Origin of the sequence: Bacillus sp. JJ1521 (genome assembly GCF_036965165.1) — a bacterium.
Taxonomy (GTDB): domain Bacteria; phylum Bacillota; class Bacilli; order Bacillales; family Bacillaceae_L; genus Ferdinandcohnia.
This window is the reverse complement of sequence record NZ_JBALOX010000034.1, coordinates 1-18,441: the sequence shown is the minus strand read 5'-3', so window position 1 is coordinate 18,441 and position 18,441 is coordinate 1. Positions and strand designations below refer to the sequence as shown.

Here is an 18,441-nt window from a genome sequence, read left to right as displayed (position 1 = left end):
CAGGACGTGGCGTTCTTAGTCTTTGTTCCTAGACTCGAAAAGCTTCCCTTGAAAATCTGTGGCATCCGCCGAAGGCTTTAACTATTGTCAGCCAGGGTTAACGCTGGCTGACTATAGTTGACTGGAAAGACCACTTCATTGTGGTCTTTTTTTCTTTTCAAATGGTCCTATTTATGAAAAAATAATGATAGTAAATATTGTAAAACCAAAGCGGGTGATGTCTTGTTTCTTAATATCTTTTTCACAATTATTTTCATATTAGGTGTGTATTATTTAATTCAGTACAGAATGAGCATCAAAAAGGCTGTCGATCTTTCTAAAGAGGCTCTTTTCCCACAGACGGAGGAGGAGTTCTATGGGATCCTTATTCCAACTGAGTATAAGGAAATGGAAGCACTCTCCAAATCAACGAAGTCTTATAAATTTGTCAAATGGGGAGCCTTAGTTGCAATCGTACTCCTTTTGGTATTGCTGTTAGTTATCCTTACAACTGACTACTTAGGGTCTTCCTTCTTCTCGATGGCTTATTTCTTTTTCGCCATTATAAGTGCTATTCGTCATCGCGGAAATCTATTTATATTACCAAAAGGCATTATCCTACAAGGGAGATATTTTTCTCATGGCCGTGTTAAGGAATATAGGGTCGAACGAATTGTACGCTGGCATGATTTGTACGGCATTCATGACCGCATGAATTTTGGCTATAAGCTAACGATTAAGGTAAAGGGTTTTTTTCCATTAGTCAATTTTGTCGTTGTTGAAAAAGAAGACCATCTTGAAAAAATCATTGAATTGCTTGAAATGAACGGTATCCAAGGAAAAAGAATGGCGGGCCCATATCAACAACCTAGCTCAAACATGACAACAAAATCATAAAATGCACCAGGCCATCACCTGGTGCATTTTTAATTCCACCTTTGTACCCTATCTTTTTAGTGATTATGTCCAAACTACTAAGTACACTTGTGCATAGAGTAATTGAAATGACTACCACAAACAGAAGGAGTCGATAGATTTGCCTACTGCTATGCACCTAAACCTACGTGTAGACCCTACCCAATACATTCCACAAATCCGAAATGTTCCTGGCTATGATTACATTCATTTAGTTAGACAGCCAAAATATATGGTAGATATGTCCCTCTTAAATGATAAGGTTCACTATTTAAATGACATTGTTTCTCCTAAGAAATTTGTTAAAAAACAAAAAATCAAGCTTATTCATGCCCATCATGGGCAACTGGGAATTCTTTTGCTTCCCTTTAAGGAACAAACCGGTTTGCCCATGGTCACAAGTATTCGGGGGCGGGATGGAACTTTGGCAGACCAGCATTTTACCTATCAAGATCATATGAAAATGCTTTTTAAGCAAACCGAAATGTTTTTCCCTGTTTGTGATTTTTTGGCAGAGAGAATGATTGAATGGGGCTGTCCCGACAAAAAAATAAGAGTACTATATGGCGGTGTTGACCTCAATCAATTTCACTATCGGTCACCTAAACTCACTGGAACACAAAATATGCTTTCGATTGGAAGACTAGTAGAAAAAAAGGGACATCATGTTTTACTTCAGGCCTTTGGAAAAATACGCCCCAAATTTCCAAATGCAACTCTAACACTTATTGGTCGAGGACCGATGGAGGATTACCTCAAAAAGTTGTCTAGCCAATTAAAATTAGGTGATTCATTTCGTTTGCTGCAGCATCTACCAAAAGCACAGGTTCATGAACATATGAAGAATGCGGACCTCTTTTGTGCGGCAAGTCTCACCGCTACAAATGGAGATGTTGAAGGAATTCCAAATACAGTAAAAGAAGCTATGGCAACAGGGCTCCCTGTCATCTCAACAACTCATGCAGGAATTCCAGAACTTGTGACACATAATGTGGATGGATTCTTAGTACCTGAGAACGATATCGATGAACTTGCACTTGCACTTGAACACATGCTGACTAACCAATCATTATGGCTCACATTTGCTACCACTGCACGTCAAAAAGTAGAGCAAAACTTCGAGTTATCTGCACAACTTAAGCAGCAAGCCCGCTTCTATGATGAACTGTTAGGAGGATCAAAATGAAAGATTTCACTTCAATAACTGTAACAAAACCAGAAAAATTGCTAGAAATTTATAACCCTACTTCCTATCCTCTGATTGGAAAAGGGTCCCAAGGAGCCGTTTTTAAACTCACCGAGGATAAGTGTGTAAAAATTTATGTTGACCCACTCAAAGCCAGAATGGAACAAGAAGCTTATAAAGCCGCAAAAGAGAATCCCTTCATGCCAAAGATTTATGAAACAGGTAAAAATTATATCGTGATGGAATACTTCAATGGTCCTTGTTTAAAAGACTATCTCCTTGGAAGCATGTATATGCCCGAAGAAATCACAAAGAAATTACTTCAGCTGTTGGAAGAGTTTAAAAAGGCAAAATTCACAATGTTAGACGCACCACTTCGTCATATTTTTGTCGTAAACAATAAATTGAAAGAAAATAAATTAAAAGTTATCGACCATGTAAATGCATATAAACGAATACACCCTGTGCCGATTAAATTGATTCGCGATTTACAATTACTCCTTTTGAAGGATTCCTTTCTCATGCAGGTACAAAAACTAGCACCAGACACATACAAAGAGTGGGACCGTTATTTTAATGAAAAAATAAACCTTAAGAAAATGCTCGTGCAACCCGATAGTGGTAAGAGTGTGAAGGTTGATAGCTCTTTTTCACAGTCATTGATTGGAAAAGGGCACCAGGGCGCTGTATATCGACTATCAGAAGACCGCTGTGTAAAGGTTTTTGGAAAAATCAATCATGCTCAACAAGAACAAAATGTTTTATTGTCCTGCCAACATTTGTCCTTCATTCCAAAGGTACACGAGGCAGAGCAAAATTATGTTGTGATGGAATATCTATCAGGACCAGATCTAAATACGTACCTAAAAAAACAGTCCAAACTCTCAGAAGAAGTTACGAGAAACCTACTATATATCCTCACACAACAGAAAAAGGCAGGCTTTAAACAAATCGATGCCCCACTGCGCCATATTATTATTACAAAGAATGGCTTTAAAATGGTTGACCATGTGTATTCATTTACGCGTAACCAAAATCGTCCACTCGAGTTATTTCAAAATTTACATGAAAGAGGATTTTTAGAGGCGTTTTTAGAGCAGGTAAAAAGGCTTGATTCAAAAACCTATGATGAATGGACAAAAACCCCCATTCCGTTAACCGAAGAAGGTTAGAAAATTATGAGCATTCTAGTTACTGGGGCAGCCGGATTCATTGGCTTTCACCTATCAACACGTCTACTAGAAAAAGGATATCATGTCATTGGTGTTGACAATCTCAACAACTACTATGATGTTCGATTAAAAAAGGAACGCCTCCTTCGACTTAAACAGCATAATAATTTCACATTCTTTCAACTGGATTTGGCGGATTCCGGGAAACTGCAAGAGCTATTTAAAATGGAGAAAATCAATATTGTGATTAACCTTGCCGCCCAGGCAGGTGTACGATACAGCCTCCATCATCCGGAAGTATATGTCCATTCAAATCTAATTGGATTTCTCAATATTTTAGAGGTCTGTCGCCATCATCCTGTTGATCACCTCCTATTTGCATCCTCTAGCTCTGTATACGGTGCAAACGCAAGCATTCCATTTTCAACAAAGGATTCTGTCGACCATCCGGTTAGTTTATATGCTGCTACGAAAAAATCAAATGAACTTATGGCCCACTCGTATAGCCACCTTTTTAACCTGCCTATTACTGGACTGCGTTTTTTTACTGTGTATGGACCTTGGGGTCGCCCAGATATGGCCTATTATTTGTTTACACGAGATATTTTAGAAGGCAGACCCATCAAGCTCTTTAATAACGGTGACATGCGAAGGGATTTTACCTATATTGATGATATTGTTGATGGGATTATTGGCTTACTCAATAACCCCCCATCTACGAACTCTAGCTGGGACCCATTGAACCCAGATCCAAGCTCGAGCAATGCACCCTACAAAATCTACAACATTGGCAATAATAGTCCAGTAAGCTTGATTAATTTCATTAGGACTTTGGAAAAAGCAATTGGAAAACAAGCCAACATCCAGTTGTATCCAATGCAGCTTGGCGATGTCAAAGAAACATACGCTGATATTACTGACTTGCATGAAGCGATCGGTTTTCAACCAAAGATTTCAATTGAAGAAGGACTTACCGAATTTGTGAAGTGGTATAAGGAGTATTATCGGTGGAAATGAAAGAGTCTGTTTTGAACAGTCTCTTTTCTTGTGTTACACAAATAAGATTAATAAAATATTCAGTTTCAAGAGGCTGTATTCGAATGTACAAACGAGATGTGGAGGAGTTGGCACGTCTAGTTCCGATTAGCACCCCTGTTTTCATACACCCTTAAATTTATTATAAAAATACGAATAAACGTTCCTATTTTTATTGATAATAGAATATATGTTCGTGTATAATATAAAAAAGGAGATGATGACATGCGCGGGACTTTACAGCGTGCCCTAATTCAGCACACACCAATCGAAATCATCTATATATCACAAAATGGGATCCTTACACAACGCCAAATTAAGGTTTTGGAAATCCAGGAGACTACAATTAAAGCCTTTTGCTTGCTTCGTAATAAAAAAAGAACCTTCAAAATAGATAGCATCTTATCAGCAGCTGCACCAAGAAAAAAAGGAGTTGTCAAATTTGCAAATTAGAACAGTACAAATGCGAATGGAACATACGGAAAAAGAAATACTTGAACAAATCGAAAAATATATGAGAAAACACCAGAAAGCTCCGACGATTCGTGAACTTTCAAGACTTTGTATCTCTGTGAGTTCAACAAGCACAATCAAAGCATATCTCGATCGTCTCAAGGAAAAAGGGATTCTCCATTATGAACCGAAAATACCCCGTTCAATCATCATAAAATCAGAACTACCCTTGACAAAATAAGGGGTAGTTCTGTTGAGACGTTCTACAGTTTATCATCTACATCTGAGGTATCGACATCTTCGCCAAACCAATCAACGAGCTTTGCTTTTGCCTGTGCTTTGACATTTTCATCGATATGCATGGCCACTTGGAAAAGCGCAACACCTAAAGCGCCAAGATCATCTGTGAAACCAATACCTACAGCGAGGTCTGGAATGAGGTCAACTGGAAAAATAAAATATCCTAACGCCGCAAGAATCGTCACCCTTGCTTTTGCTGGCAGATCAGGCTTTTGGAGCACATAGTAAAGCAAAAGCGCCGTGTATACGACGGAATGGCCTGCTCTTAAGGCAAACTTTTTAAGTTTTTCCCAAAATTTATCATCCGAATAATGCTTTTCCATTTCATCCATGTGAATCCCCCATTTTATATGTTCTGAATCTTTTACTACATTGTACTACAAAACGAAACAAATGAATCCTTGGACCAAACATGAAATTTCGACTTTCCTTAGGTTATGTTGCTATCTCATTTTTACACAAAAAAACCTAGCCAAGTGACTAGGTAATTAAACTTTCTTAAAAACTTCTTTCCAACTCATCCACCAATGAACCAACATAAGCTACTGCCTTTTTAATAGGCTCTGGTGTTGACATATCCACTCCGGCAAGCTTCATTAACTCGAGTGGTTTCAGTGTTCCCCCCGCCTCTAATGCATACAGCCAACGATCCACCGCAGGCTGACCCTCTTCTTTAATCATTTGGGAGGCTGCTGTTGATGCGGTTAAACCAGCGGAATACGTATATGGATATAAGCCCATATAATAATGTGGCTGGCGCATCCATGTTAATGCAGCTAGATCATCCATTTCGACTTCCTCACCCCAGAATGCGGAGAGCAACTCTGTTTTTTGTTCACAGAGAATTTTCGCCGTAATTGGAGTTCCTTTATCGGCTAACTCATAAACTCGACGCTGCAATTCCCCCTCAAGAATATGTGTTACAAAATTGTGGTAGTAGGTACCTAAAGATTGTAAAATAACCCAACGCTTCATACGATCATCATTTGACTGCGAAAGTATATGTCTGCTGAGCAGCATCTCATTCATCGTCGATGGTGCCTCTATAAAATATCGTGAAGGACGTGTGTTTGAGATTCGTTGATTGCGACCCGCTAACACAAAGTGCCCAGCATGCCCTAATTCGTGTGCAAGTGTAAATGTATTTCGCATTGAATTATTCCAGGTCATTAAAATGTACGGATGGGCGCCATACGGGCTAGAACAGAACGCACCAGATCGTTTTCCGACATTGTCCGCTAAATCTACCCAGCGGTTATGAATTCCTTCCTCCATAATTTCAACATATTCCGGGCCCATAACCTGTAAGGCATCAAGAACAAGCTTTGAAGCTTCCTCATATGTGACCTCAGGGTTAAAATCCGGATCAAGTGGAGCCTTTAAATCACTGTAATACATTTTTTCTAAACCTAAAACGCGTTGTTTTAATTTTGCAAGTCGACGCATATGTGGTGCTAATTCAGTTTGAATCGTATGTAATTGATTAAGGTACATTTCCTTCGTAACCTGTTGTTCATGTAACAGCATTTCTGTTACTGACTCAAATCCACGTAAACGCGCTTCAATTACTTGCTTTTTCACCTCTGTAGCATATGTGGCAGCATACGTGTTTTTATATTTATCTAGTGTTTCTGCAAAAGCCACAGAAGCTTTACGACGTAATTCTGCATTCGCTGAATCCTCATAGTTTGGGAACGAGTTAAAGGTTAACGGATGTTCGACCCCATCATCAGTCGTAAATGCTGAAAACTGCATATCCGATGTTTTGCTTCTTTGATAAATCATATATGGAGAATCCATAACCTCACCAAAAGCAGCTAGCACTTCCTCAGCATCTGGTGATAAGGTATGCTCCTTTGCTTCAAGGATATCTGTTAAGGTTTTTTGGAATTCCTTCAGGCCATGTTCCTCTATTATGTATGACTTGATCGTTTCTGCGTCTAGCGTAAGCAATTCCGATTTAATAAATGACAAGCTTGCTTCCACATTTGCAATTAACGATGCTGCTCTAGCAGCGTTCGCCTGATAAACGGAGTTTGTACCATCTACCGACATATGTAGGTCCGCATAACTAACCACACGCATTACTCTTTCGTGCAAGGCATCCTTTGCCACAAGACAGTCAAACAAAGTCTTAGCATTTTTGCTAACACGCCCCTTAAATTGTGTAACGGTTTGGATATCCGATTGTACTGATGCCAGTTCCTTCTCCCATGCTTCATTTGTTTCAAATAGATCTTCAAGGTTCCATGTTTGTTCAACAAGGACCTCTGAGCGCAGTATTGCCATCATAAATCTCCCCTTTCCAACATTGAAAAATGCTTCGTAATACGAAATATATATGTAAATTATACCCCAACTTGTCATAAAAGTGAAAATATTATCCCGAAAGAAAAAAAATAAAGCTTCTACCAAATTCCAGGCAGAAGCTTTTTACCAATAATCTAATCCACCAAAAATTATGGATTCGTTAAATCTAAGTAAAACTCATATGCTTCTTTGTCCGTATATCCTTCATGCACAACCTTTCCAACAGCCTGAATCATTTCTTCAGGGAAATCGGATTGGAAGATGTTCCTGCCCATATCAACTCCTGCTGCCCCACCTTGGATAGAGTTGTATGCTAAGGAAAGTGCGTCTTTTTCAGGAATTTTCTTTCCGCCCGCAACTACTAATGGTACTGGACAAGCCGAGGCTACCTTTTCAAAATCATCGCAATAATAGGTTTTGACAATTTGCACCCCAAATTCCGCTAACATTCTTGTTGCTAAGAGGAAGAATTGGGTTGTGCGCTCCATTTCCTTTCCGACAGCAACAACCCCCATAGTTGGAATGGAGTACCTTGTTCCAAGATTGACTGCTTTATTTAATTGTTCAATCGTTTCCTTTTGCCCATCAGCCCCAATGAAGGTTTGGATGGCGATAGCACTTGCATTCATTCGAATGGCATCCTCAATATCCACGACCATTGATTCATGGCTCAAATCATCTTGAAGCACACTTGATCCTGATGATGCCCTAAGTGCGATTGATTTATTGAATGATGGGGGAACGCTACTTCGAATTGCCCCTCTAGTCCCCATTAAACAATCAGCATAATTCGCTAATTTGGGAATAAGGATATCCAATCTTTCAAGACCTGATGTTGGTCCCATAAAATATCCATGATCGAAAGCCAGCATAACCGTCCTTTTGCTTTTGGGATTAAAAATTCTTGATAATCGGTCCTTCATTCCCCAATCTAAATTTGCTGCTCCTTTTACATGAAAGTTACCATTATTGGAAAAAGGAATATCCTCTAAAAATTTTTTTGCTACTTTGTTCCCCATTACATCAGCCATTTTTTTCTTCCTCTCCTTACTCTATTTCTCGAAAATCGTATTAAATAGAAAGTGGCAGAGGCTAAAAATCATAATCCCCTGTGTTATCTTTTGTGAATACGATTCTCTCAGGTAATACAATAATTCCGGAATCTTCAGCTTCATACTCATAGCCTTGAACACTGTTTGGTTCTACTTTTACTGCTCCTAGTTCTGGAACATCAACAGTGTCACCTACTTTTAGTTCATTTCCTTGGGCTAAATAATACGCAATATAGACTGCAAGTGCTCCTTGATCTTTAACATCCCATAGGCCATGGTTTTCAATCGTATCATTTTCAATATACTGTCTCATTGAGTTTGGAGACGCAAAGCCAGTAATGATGACATCTTCTTTATTTAGCCCTTTATTCTGTGCAGCTTGAGCCATTGCAGGAAGTGCAGTTGAATCAGGACAAATAATGATATCGATATCAGGGTATGAATCTAGAATACTCTCTCCCACTTGCAACGATTTTTGTTCATTCCCATCACCGAATTGTGTTGTCACTACTTCCCAGTTCGGATACTTTTCTTTCATATATTTATTTGCATAATCAACCCATGAATTTTGATCAGGTACAGTTGGGCTTGAGTAGAACCATGCTACTTGTTGTGCTTCATCGGGATTTTTCAACTGACTTGCTGCCATATCGACAAGCATGGCACCAAGTATGTCAGGTGTACCTTGGTTGATATAGGCAGTTCTAAATTTAGGGTCAACATCCGAATCCCATGTAACCACTTTTATTCCTGCATCTAATGCCTTTTGTAACGCTTGATTTAAGCCATCTGAAGTAACGGATGAAATCGCAATTGCGTCTGCACCACTGTTTACCGCACTATTTATAATTTGCACCTGATTTGCAACTGTCCCCTCTGGTGCTCCATCATATTTCACTTTAAATCCAATCTTTTCGGCCATTTCTTGGGCACCGTCATTACCTGATTCAAAAAAGGCATTCCCAGTCATTTTTGGAATAAAGACGACTTCAATATCTTTTGCATCTTTTTCTCCGCCGGAACCCTTATCTGTACTGTAGCCAGCATCTTTTCCGCTACAAGCTGCTAATAACAATGTTAAAAGAGCCACTCCAGTTAATAGTTTAAATAACTTTGATTTACGCATGTAGATTTCCCCCTCTGTCCTTTTTAATAGTTAAGTACCTTTTAACTTTGGACTTGAATCCCGGAACACCTAAGAATGCAACCGAAGAAATTAAAAGCAAACCTGTAGCTAAGCCGATATATTGTGTCTGAACTCCTCCCATTTGCAATCCTAGTTTTAAGAAACCAACAACGATACTTGCTAGCGCAGTGCCTATAACACCCCCTTTACCTCCAGTAATTAATGTTCCTCCTAAGACGACTGCAGTTAAAATAGGCATTAAATACTCAGCACCAAAATCTGCTCTAGAACTTCCTAAATAGGAAGTTAAAATGACTCCAGCTATTCCTGCACTTAATCCCGATAAAATGTAAGTGCTCGTAATAATCTTTTTCGTATCGATACCAGCGTAATCCGCAGCGTTTTGATTAATGCCAGTTAAATAGATATATCTCCCAAATCTCGTTTTGTGAAGGAGGATATATGCAATCAGGAGTATTACAAGAAAGAACAGAACGGAATGTGGTATTCCAAAAAGTTTGCCATTCGCTAGGTTAATAAACTGTTGCGAATATCCAGAAATCCCCTCATATGTGCTTGTTCCTGATAAGCCTACTAATACGATTGCAATTCCACTATATAAAAGCATTCCGCCTAAAGTGATTACCATGGCTTGAACTTTGGCATATGCAATGAGAACGCCATTCAACAAGCCACAGAGGCCACCAACCAATACTGCAAGAAGGGCTGCAATCCAAATATTCATTCCAACAAATTGTGCCAAGATTCCCGTTACGACTGAAGTGAGTCCAATTATAGAACCACCAGAAATATCGATACCCCCTGTAATCACAACAAATGTTACAAAAAAGGCGATGATCGCAATGCCTACAAAATCATTAAAACTATTTAAAAGGACATGTATATTCCAAAACCGTGGGTTAATTAAACCGAAGACAATAATTTCGCCAATTAACGTTAGTAAAAGCACCAAATTCCACTTCGGTATTTTTTTTAGCATCTTGGATTTCACCCCTCCTTCTGCATGGTTAGGACCCTAGCATTTAATCTCTCCTTTTTGGCTTTCTTGTTAGCTCTACGGAAAATAAGTACATCCACTACTACGATGATAATCAATAGAGAGCCCGAGATGGTTGCATTCCAAAAGGCTGGGACTTTTAAGAATACAAGTGCTGAATTGATCGAACTCATAATAATGGCACCAATTGACGCACCAATGACAGAACCGATGCCACCGCTTAAGGAAACCCCTCCAAGAACGGCTGCTGCAATCACTGTCATTTCAATACCTAAACCTGCAGTGGTGGATATAAAACCAACCTGACTTGCAAATATGAGTCCAGCCAAACTAGCAGAGATCCCACAAATAACAAATGAAATGACTTTATATCTTATTACGGGTATTCCCATTAATATTGCTCCGTCCTCATTGTCGCCAATCGCAGAGAAATACCTCCCATTTCTGCTATTTAAGAGATAAAGATGGAGGATTATAACGGTTAAAATCACAATAATCCCTAATGCGTTCATTCCAAATAGTTTCATTTGTGAAATTTGTTTAAAATGTGCAGGAAGATTTTCAATCCATTTTCCATCTGTGTAAATCACTTGGATAACCCTCACAATTTCCAACATACCTAGGGTCATAATGAATGAAGATATTTTTAGTTTCGTAACACCTATTCCATTGATTAACCCAATAAGCGCCCCTATGCCAATGGCCACAATGAACACAAGGAAAATGCTTCCTCCATCCCTCACGATCACACCACTGACAGCAGCACTAAGCCCCATTGTAGCTCCAACAGAAATATCAATTTCTCCAGTTAATAGAACGAAAGTCAACCCAACGGCAAGAACAATATATAGCAAACTATTTTTTACAGAATTTAGGATGTTTTCTATCGCAAGAAAGTCAGAGTTTACGAGACCGACAAGTAAAAAAATCATGATCAAGAAAGTGATGGTTCGAAACTCTCGATATTTTGTGAGTCCAATGATTTTAGACATTTAGATCACTTCCTTTAAATGTACCGAAAGCTGCGCTCATCACATTGGTTGCATTAATCTCATCGAATCCTAGACAGTCCGTACATGTTCCACGATAAATGGCATAGATACGATCACTTATTCTTTCGATTTCTTCTAGATCTGAAGAAACTAGTAATATTGAATATCCTTGTTCTTTTAGTTGTGTGATGATGGAATATATATCACTTCTTGCTGCCGCATCAATCCCCCTAGTGGGCTCATCCATTATGATGAGTTGCGGGTTTGTTGATAAAATCCTCGCAATGATTACCTTTTGCTGATTCCCTCCGGATAATGATTTAATTTCATCATTTTGGTCACTTATTTTAATACTTAACTTGTTTACATATTCCTTCGTAATTTTTTCTTCCAATTTTTTATTGATGAAGAAACCCTGATTTTTTATTACTTGTACAGTGACATTATTGCTTACCGAACTAATTGAAAAAGTTCCATTTAAAAATCGATCCTCTGGAATATAGGCTAAACCACTATCAATTGTCTCGTTAGCTGATAAATTCGTAATATCCTTTCCGTTCAAATAAACCTTTCCGCTACTAATTTTATTGATTCCATATATCGCCTCTGCAATTTCGGTTCTCCCAGCTCCAACGAGTCCGGCTATACCAACTACCTCCCCCTTATAAACCTCCAAGTTAATGTTTCTATAGCCATCACCACATATGTTTTGGACTTTCAAAATCGGCTCTTCTTGAACTCGGCTGACGAATTTTTTATTAAATCCTTCATTTCCGCTTCGTTCACTGTCTAAAGGCAACAATCCATTAATTAACATTTCCTTCGTAAAGTCCTGAATGTGCCCTTTCAACGTTACTTTACCGTCTCTTAGTATTACAGCATGTGTGGATATTTGAAAAACCTCGTCAAGTCGATGGGTTATATAAAAGATACCAACACCCTCGGCTTTTAACTTTTCAATTAACTTGAACAAGCTTTTCGTTTCTGCAAATGTTAAGGACGACGTTGGTTCATCTAAAATAAGAACTTTTGCATTCCGTAAAAGCCCTTTTATGATTTCTATTTGTTGTTGCTCAGCAATCGATAGTGAAATGGCAAATCGATTCAAATCAAAATCCCATCCTAGTTGGTGTATTAATTTTATTGCTTGCTCCCTGAGATCTTTCTTTTTCCGATTTAATCCAATTGCAAGATTTTGCTCAACAGTCATATTGGGGAATAATAAAGGTTCTTGCGGCACTAAATAGATTCCTTTTCCATGTGCGGTGGCAGGATTAAAGTGATTCACCTTTTCTCCATTCACCTCGATATTCCCACTATCCGCTTTATAGACTCCTGTAAGAATCTTCATTAGTGTACTCTTTCCAGCACCATTCCCACCGATAATCGAGATTACTTCAGATTCATAAATTTCTAGAGAGACACCTTTAAGGACTTCATTTTGGTTAAATGACTTGTGAATATCATCTAACCACACCAACCGGTTTTTCACATTCATAAAAACCCCCACTCTCTCTACCTTTGTAACCGCTCTCCATTTGTTTTAGTTTTAAACATTTTATTTAGTCCCGATAAATTTATTCATTTTCATAATTATTAAAATTTTATATGCGATAGAACTTTTTTATTACATATATATTCCTAGGTCTGTGATTATACCCATTTTAATAAAAGGGTTTTTCTGTAAATACATACGCTAATTATTTGCGACCTGGTTGTTATGTTTGTATCATTTTTAAACATTTGTTGGCATATGAATAATTTGTATAAACCAAAAATATAGTTAAGAAGAGTGATCATAATGAACTATGAAAATGACTTAATCGTAAAAATCGCATGGCAATATTATATTGAAGGTTTAACCCAAAATGAGATATCAGATTCTCTTAATTTATCAAGAATGAAGGTAATTAAATACCTTGAAAAGGCAAAAACGAATAATGTGATTCAATTCAAAATTAACTTAGAAGAAATCGATAAACTTAGTCTCCAAAATAAGATTAAGGAAAAATATAATTTAAAAGATATCATTATCGTCCCTACGTCAAATCAAAATAATGTTGAAAGTTTGACGATAGCTGCTGCCCAGTACATAGAAGATCGAATCACAAGTGACACGATGATCAGTATTGGTTATGGGGAAGCTGTATCTAGAACATTAGGACATTTGCGAATCTCTACCAAGTACAAGGTGACATTTGTTTCTTTATCCGGCGGTGTAAAATTCTACATGCCTACCGCAATTGATACGAGGTCAGACTATTATACAAACCCAAATTACAACCATTATATTGTTCCTTCCCCCTTAATCGTTTCCTCTAAAAATATTGCAGAGCATCTACTAAAGGAACAATCGGTTAGTAAAATATTAGACATGATTCCATATACGAATTTAACGGTAATTGGAATCGGTGCTCTAAATGACAGAGCCACAATCATAAAAGAAGGCTATTTCAATACAAATGACTTTGAAATATTAAAGTCAAAAGGTGCAGTTGGCGATTTATTATGCCAGTTTTACGACATTGATGGTAATGTTTTAGATTTAGATTTTCACAAACAACTAATTAGTACTGAAATCGAAGTACTAAAATCCCTTAATCATGTAGTGGCTGTTGCTGGTGGATATGAAAAACAGGATGCAATTATAGGTGCACTTCAAGGGGGATATATTGATGTTCTCATTACTGATGAAGCCGTTGCCCAAGATTTGCTTTAAAGTGTACTTTATATCCAAGCTTTTTGCTGTTGATTTCCGCTACAGATACTCGCTTTCCGCGGGCGGTCCGGGAGCCTCCTCGTCGCTTGCGCTCCTTTGGGGTCTCCCATGGACGCGCTTTTCCCGCAGGAGTCTCGCATCTTCCGCTCCTACCAACTAGTAGCCAAAATCAACTGTATTCTTTTGTACTACCATTTTTAATATTAAGGGGGAAATCGGGAGAATGGGGAAATTCCTAATGGCTATCGATGCTGGAACTGGCAGTGTGAGAGTGATCTTATTTGACACATCTGGGCAAGAGGTATGTGTTTCACAAGCTGAATGGACGCATCATGAGGACGTGCGATATCCGGGATCTATGGATTTTGATATCAATAATAATATTGGGATCATCACTGAGCTCATTAAAGAAACAATTGTCAAAAGTCACATTGTTCCACAGGATATTCTTGCTATTTCTACGACGAGCATGAGAGAAGCAATTGTTTTATATGACGAAGAAGGTAAGGAACTATGGGCATGTGCAAATGTAGATTCACGTTCAAATCATGAAGTTTCTAATCTTTATAGCCAAAGCGATTCAATAGAATCCGAGATTTATACACTCTCTGGTCAGACATTTTCCTTAGGTGCCATCCCAAGAATCCTTTGGGTTAAAAATAATCTCCCTGAAACATATAAAAAAATAAAATACGTTACTATGCTTAATGATTGGATCACTTATCGGCTTACAGATATTATCTCAGTGGAGCCTTCAAATGGCTGTACCACGGGACTTTTTGACCTAAAAAATAGGTTTTGGGATCCTTCCATTGCCGAAAAAGTAAACCTAAGAGATGATATTTTTCCAATTGTATACGAAAGTGGTACGGTGATTGGAACTGTAACAGATAAAATGGCGGCACTCACAGGGTTAAGTCCTCAAACTCTCGTTGTTGCTGGTGGTGGGGATGCACAGCTCGGTTGTATTGGTGTAGGAGTGATTAAAGAAGGAGATGCTGCTGTTTTTGGAGGTAGCTTCTGGCAATACGAATATACAACAAATCATGTGGTAATGGATGAAGAATGCAGGGTTCGAGTCAATTGCCATGCTGCACCAGATACCTGGCAGTACGAAGCGATTGCCTTTTTCCCTGGCTTAGTAATGAGATGGTTTAGGGATAGCTTTTGTGAGCTTGAGAAGGACATTCAAGATAAAACGGGTGTAAGTATCTATGCTCAGATGGAAAAACGAGCACAAGCCATTCCTGCCGGAAGCTATGGGTTGCTTTGCACTTTTTCCGATCAAATGAATTATAAATCCTGGAAGCATGCTTCACCTGGTTTTATTAACTTCAAATTAGATTCCGAGAAGTTTAATAAAGCAAGCTTTTATAGAGCGATCATGGAAAATGCAGCTTTTGTAACAAAGGGCAATATTGAATTAGTGAATGAAATAACAAAAACCTCACCTGATTCCATTATTTTTGCAGGTGGCGCTTCGAAAAGCGAACTGTGGTGTCAAATTGTATCTGATGTACTTAATAAGCCAATAAAAGTTCCCACAGTAAGAGAATCCACTGCATTAGGCGCTGCTATTTGTGCAGGTGTGGGAGCGAAGGTTTATAAGGATTTTAATGATGCCATATCGAAAGTCATTCATTTTGAAAAAACCTATTTGCCAAATCAAGAAAATCGTGAAATGTATGACGTCTTATACCGAAAGTGGAAAGACATTTACAAGCACCAGCTTGAACTAGCAGATACCGGTTTAACGGATCATTTGTGGATAGCACCTGGATTAAAATAATGAACTTGGAGTGGTGAGAATGACAGTTATTAATGAGAATGAAAGGGAATACAGATTTGGTGATAGCGGTCCAAAATATCTACAAAGAGGTCCGAGGATGAATTTCGGTGTAGTTGTTTTAAGACCCGGTCAGGACTTCCCCGCTCATTACCATAATGTAATGGAGGAAAATTTCTTTGTTCTTGAAGGTGAATTGGAAATCCACATTGATAGCGAGGTTTTCTTTTGTAAAAAGGGGGACTTTATCCATGTTGAGCCGAAAAAAGTTCATTATCTCGTGAATAAAGGAGAAACGGATTTTAAAGCTGCCTTTATGCTTGCTCCTTATCAGGAAAAAGATAAAGTTGACGTTGATTATAAGCCTTATAATTAATATTGGGAGCTGTTTAGAATGGCAAAACAGGTTCGCTTAGGTAAGACTGATATATATGTGAATCCAGTCGGGTTAGGAGCAAACGCGATTGGGGGCCATAATATCTATTCTAATCTTGATGATGAGGTTGGAAAGGATTTAGTTAGAACTGCATTTCAGCATGATATTAATTTTATAGATACTGCCTATAGTTATGGATTTGGTCGATCAGAAGAGTTAATTGGAGAAGTCGTTAATGAGATGAATAATCGCTCTGATGTCATTATTGCAACAAAGGGCGGACCTAAACTAATTAATCAAAAAATCCATTTTGATAACTCCCCTTCTTTTTTAAAACAAGAGGTTGAAGAAAGTTTAAAACGACTAAAAACTGATTATATCGATATTTACTATATTCATAAACCTGATAAAGCAACGCCAAAAGCTGAAGCCATCGGGGCATTAAAAGAACTCAAAGATGAAGGGAAAATAAGGGTAATCGGTGTATCAAATTTTTCGATTGATCAACTAAAAGAAGCCAATATTGATGGGTATATCGATGTATATCAAGGCGGTTATCATTTATTAGATAGAGCATTAGAAAATGACATTATCCCTTATACGATTGAAAATAATATTTCCTTTATTCAATTCTATCCTTTAGCAGCAGGGTTACTAACGGGTAAATTTTCAAAGGATTCCACGTTCACTGATCTTCGTGCACGATTGCCTTATTTTAAAGAGGAAACATACTTGCAGAATCTTGAAAAGGTAAAGCAATTACGAGCGATTTCCGAATCAAAAAATGTAGAAATGGCCCATCTGGTTCTTGCTTGGTACTTAACACGTGATGGAATTGATTCTGTCATTCCAGGTGCAAAAAGACCTGACCAAATCGTTAGTAATCTTAAGGCCTTAGACATAAAATTAACCCAGAAAGAAATTCAGGAGATAGATATGATTTTTAAATCCTGATAAGACAGGTTCTTCATTCTACTTGTCCCTACATCCCTAAAAAAAGGAGCGAAAGCTGAGTTTTACTCTTCTTTCGCTTTTCCCTTTTTTATAATAACCCTACCATTTTTAGTCCGTGCACAATTCCGTCTTCTTCCACGGACTTTGTGACAAATTTAGCCACTTCTTTAACTTCATCAACCCCATTCCCCATCGCTACACTATTGTGAATCGTGGTGAGCATTTCCAAATCATTTAAACCGTCCCCAAAGGCATATACTCGTTCTTCTGGGATTCCTAATTTTTCAACAAGCTTTTCAATTCCCTTTGCTTTTGAGCCACCACTTGGGATGACGTCAACGGATACAGGATGCCAGCGCACAAAATCAAAGTCCTTGAACTCTTTTTCGTATTGCGGTTCTTCCCCTTCTTGGACGAATAAAAGCGATTGGTACAATTTACGACCTTCGTAATACTTTGGATCATAGGTTGGAAAGCCTTTGATTTTTAAAGTTGCAATGCTCTCTGTGATGAACTCATGCTCCGGTACATTTGCTTTCATGTCCTCGTGGTCCATGAAGACAACAGGGTGATTATTAGCCAGTGCTTTTTCTGCTAATTGGATAAGAGCTTCATCATTTAATGGATTTGTGTAAATTTCTTCTCCGTTTAATACAACATATTGACCGTTGTAGCTAACGTACGTACCGATTCCGAGATCTTCACGCAGGTCTTCGAACATAAAAGGAGCCCGACCTGTAGCAATGGCAACCTCATGTCCCAGTTCCTTTAGTTTAAAAATGGCTTCCCTTGTTGAAGCCGGAAGTTGTTTTTTATGGTTCAAAAGTGTTCCATCTATATCAAAAAAGATAAGGCTTCGTTCTTTCACTTCATATTCCTACTTTCTATTTTGCTATTGTCTGAATTACACATAACACATACGATACATTATTTTCATACTTTAAACAAATGAGACAGTTCCGAAAGAATACTAAATCAAATACGCCAAGGCATATTTGCGCCCATATTTTTGGCTCACAGGAAGTGGAGTTTTAGTCTTTGATCTTACCGCGAGATACAGTGAAACTT

The 18,441-nt window shown here is 38.2% G+C and carries 19 protein-coding genes; 11 read left to right on the top strand and 8 right to left on the bottom strand.

From position 1 onward, the window contains the following. Window positions 1–222: 222 nt before the first annotated feature. The 7 genes from V7147_RS06265 to V7147_RS06235 all read left to right on the top strand — a co-directional run bounded on the left by V7147_RS06265 (window position 223) and on the right by V7147_RS06235 (window position 4,981). Window positions 223–876: a hypothetical protein gene (locus tag V7147_RS06265; RefSeq protein ID WP_335366998.1), complete on the top strand. Its 654-nt coding sequence runs from the start codon at window positions 223–225 to the stop codon at window positions 874–876. Between the two features lie 139 nt (window positions 877–1,015). Further along, entirely contained in the window at window positions 1,016–2,080 is a 1,065-nt protein-coding gene (locus V7147_RS06260) for a glycosyltransferase (protein ID WP_335366997.1), read from the top strand. After that, complete coding sequence (locus V7147_RS06255; protein WP_335366996.1) at window positions 2,077–3,252, top strand: hypothetical protein; 1,176 nt, start codon at window positions 2,077–2,079, stop codon at window positions 3,250–3,252. Before V7147_RS06260 ends, V7147_RS06255 begins: the two co-directional genes overlap by 4 nt. A gap of 6 nt (window positions 3,253–3,258) precedes the next feature. Then, window positions 3,259–4,269 carry an NAD-dependent epimerase gene (locus tag V7147_RS06250; RefSeq protein ID WP_335366995.1) on the top strand — a complete coding sequence of 337 codons (1,011 nt, stop codon included), beginning with the start codon at window positions 3,259–3,261 and terminating at the stop codon, window positions 4,267–4,269. Then, complete coding sequence (locus V7147_RS06245; RefSeq protein WP_438824560.1) at window positions 4,266–4,424, top strand: L,D-transpeptidase; 159 nt, start codon at window positions 4,266–4,268, stop codon at window positions 4,422–4,424. The genes V7147_RS06250 and V7147_RS06245 overlap by 4 nt, the downstream gene beginning before the upstream one ends. Window positions 4,425–4,512: 88 nt before the next feature. Further along, entirely contained in the window at window positions 4,513–4,740 is a 228-nt protein-coding gene (locus V7147_RS06240) for a hypothetical protein (RefSeq protein WP_335366994.1), read from the top strand. Beyond that, window positions 4,730–4,981, top strand: a complete 252-nt coding sequence (locus tag V7147_RS06235) for a LexA family protein (protein ID WP_335366993.1) — start codon at window positions 4,730–4,732, stop codon at window positions 4,979–4,981. Before V7147_RS06240 ends, V7147_RS06235 begins: the two co-directional genes overlap by 11 nt. Window positions 4,982–5,003: 22 nt before the next feature. Here V7147_RS06235 and V7147_RS06230 read toward each other — a convergent pair whose 3' ends face one another. The 7 genes from V7147_RS06230 to V7147_RS06200 all read right to left on the bottom strand — a co-directional run bounded on the left by V7147_RS06230 (window position 5,004) and on the right by V7147_RS06200 (window position 13,036). Further along, entirely contained in the window at window positions 5,004–5,363 is a 360-nt protein-coding gene (locus V7147_RS06230) for a YkvA family protein (RefSeq protein ID WP_438824559.1), read from the bottom strand. A 175-nt stretch (window positions 5,364–5,538) separates the two neighbouring features. Beyond that, the gene (gene pepF, locus V7147_RS06225; RefSeq protein WP_335366991.1) at window positions 5,539–7,329 is read right to left on the bottom strand and encodes an oligoendopeptidase F; all 1,791 of its coding nucleotides are present in this window, start codon (window positions 7,327–7,329) and stop codon (window positions 5,539–5,541) included. A gap of 170 nt (window positions 7,330–7,499) precedes the next feature. Next, window positions 7,500–8,381, bottom strand: a complete 882-nt coding sequence (lsrF, locus tag V7147_RS06220) for a 3-hydroxy-5-phosphonooxypentane-2,4-dione thiolase (protein ID WP_335366990.1) — start codon at window positions 8,379–8,381, stop codon at window positions 7,500–7,502. 61 nt (window positions 8,382–8,442) lie between these two features. Further along, window positions 8,443–9,528: an autoinducer 2 ABC transporter substrate-binding protein LsrB gene (lsrB, locus tag V7147_RS06215; RefSeq protein ID WP_335366989.1), complete on the bottom strand. Its 1,086-nt coding sequence runs from the start codon at window positions 9,526–9,528 to the stop codon at window positions 8,443–8,445. Further along, the gene (locus V7147_RS06210) at window positions 9,521–10,528 is read right to left on the bottom strand and encodes an ABC transporter permease (protein WP_335366988.1); all 1,008 of its coding nucleotides are present in this window, start codon (window positions 10,526–10,528) and stop codon (window positions 9,521–9,523) included. The genes lsrB and V7147_RS06210 overlap by 8 nt, the downstream gene beginning before the upstream one ends. 8 nt (window positions 10,529–10,536) lie before the next feature. Continuing rightward, the gene (locus tag V7147_RS06205; protein WP_335366987.1) at window positions 10,537–11,538 is read right to left on the bottom strand and encodes an ABC transporter permease; all 1,002 of its coding nucleotides are present in this window, start codon (window positions 11,536–11,538) and stop codon (window positions 10,537–10,539) included. Beyond that, window positions 11,531–13,036, bottom strand: coding sequence for a sugar ABC transporter ATP-binding protein (locus V7147_RS06200; RefSeq protein ID WP_335366986.1), 1,506 nt, complete (start codon window positions 13,034–13,036; stop codon window positions 11,531–11,533). The genes V7147_RS06205 and V7147_RS06200 overlap by 8 nt, the downstream gene beginning before the upstream one ends. A 303-nt stretch (window positions 13,037–13,339) precedes the next feature. On the opposite strand from V7147_RS06200, the gene V7147_RS06195 reads away from it, so the two are divergent. The 4 genes from V7147_RS06195 (at window position 13,340) to V7147_RS06180 (ending at window position 17,373) form a co-directional block, all read left to right on the top strand. Continuing rightward, window positions 13,340–14,257, top strand: a complete 918-nt coding sequence (locus tag V7147_RS06195; protein ID WP_335366985.1) for a sugar-binding transcriptional regulator — start codon at window positions 13,340–13,342, stop codon at window positions 14,255–14,257. A 223-nt stretch (window positions 14,258–14,480) separates the two neighbouring features. Beyond that, entirely contained in the window at window positions 14,481–16,046 is a 1,566-nt protein-coding gene (gene lsrK, locus V7147_RS06190; protein WP_335366984.1) for an autoinducer-2 kinase, read from the top strand. A gap of 19 nt (window positions 16,047–16,065) precedes the next feature. Further along, window positions 16,066–16,419 (top strand): cupin domain-containing protein, encoded by a 354-nt coding sequence (locus V7147_RS06185; RefSeq protein WP_335366983.1) that lies wholly within the window; start codon window positions 16,066–16,068, stop codon window positions 16,417–16,419. 18 nt (window positions 16,420–16,437) lie between these two features. Then, window positions 16,438–17,373 carry an aldo/keto reductase gene (locus V7147_RS06180; protein WP_335366982.1) on the top strand — a complete coding sequence of 312 codons (936 nt, stop codon included), beginning with the start codon at window positions 16,438–16,440 and terminating at the stop codon, window positions 17,371–17,373. An 88-nt stretch (window positions 17,374–17,461) separates the two neighbouring features. Here V7147_RS06180 and V7147_RS06175 read toward each other — a convergent pair whose 3' ends face one another. Continuing rightward, window positions 17,462–18,241 (bottom strand): Cof-type HAD-IIB family hydrolase, encoded by a 780-nt coding sequence (locus V7147_RS06175; RefSeq protein ID WP_335366981.1) that lies wholly within the window; start codon window positions 18,239–18,241, stop codon window positions 17,462–17,464. Window positions 18,242–18,441: the final 200 nt, after the last annotated feature.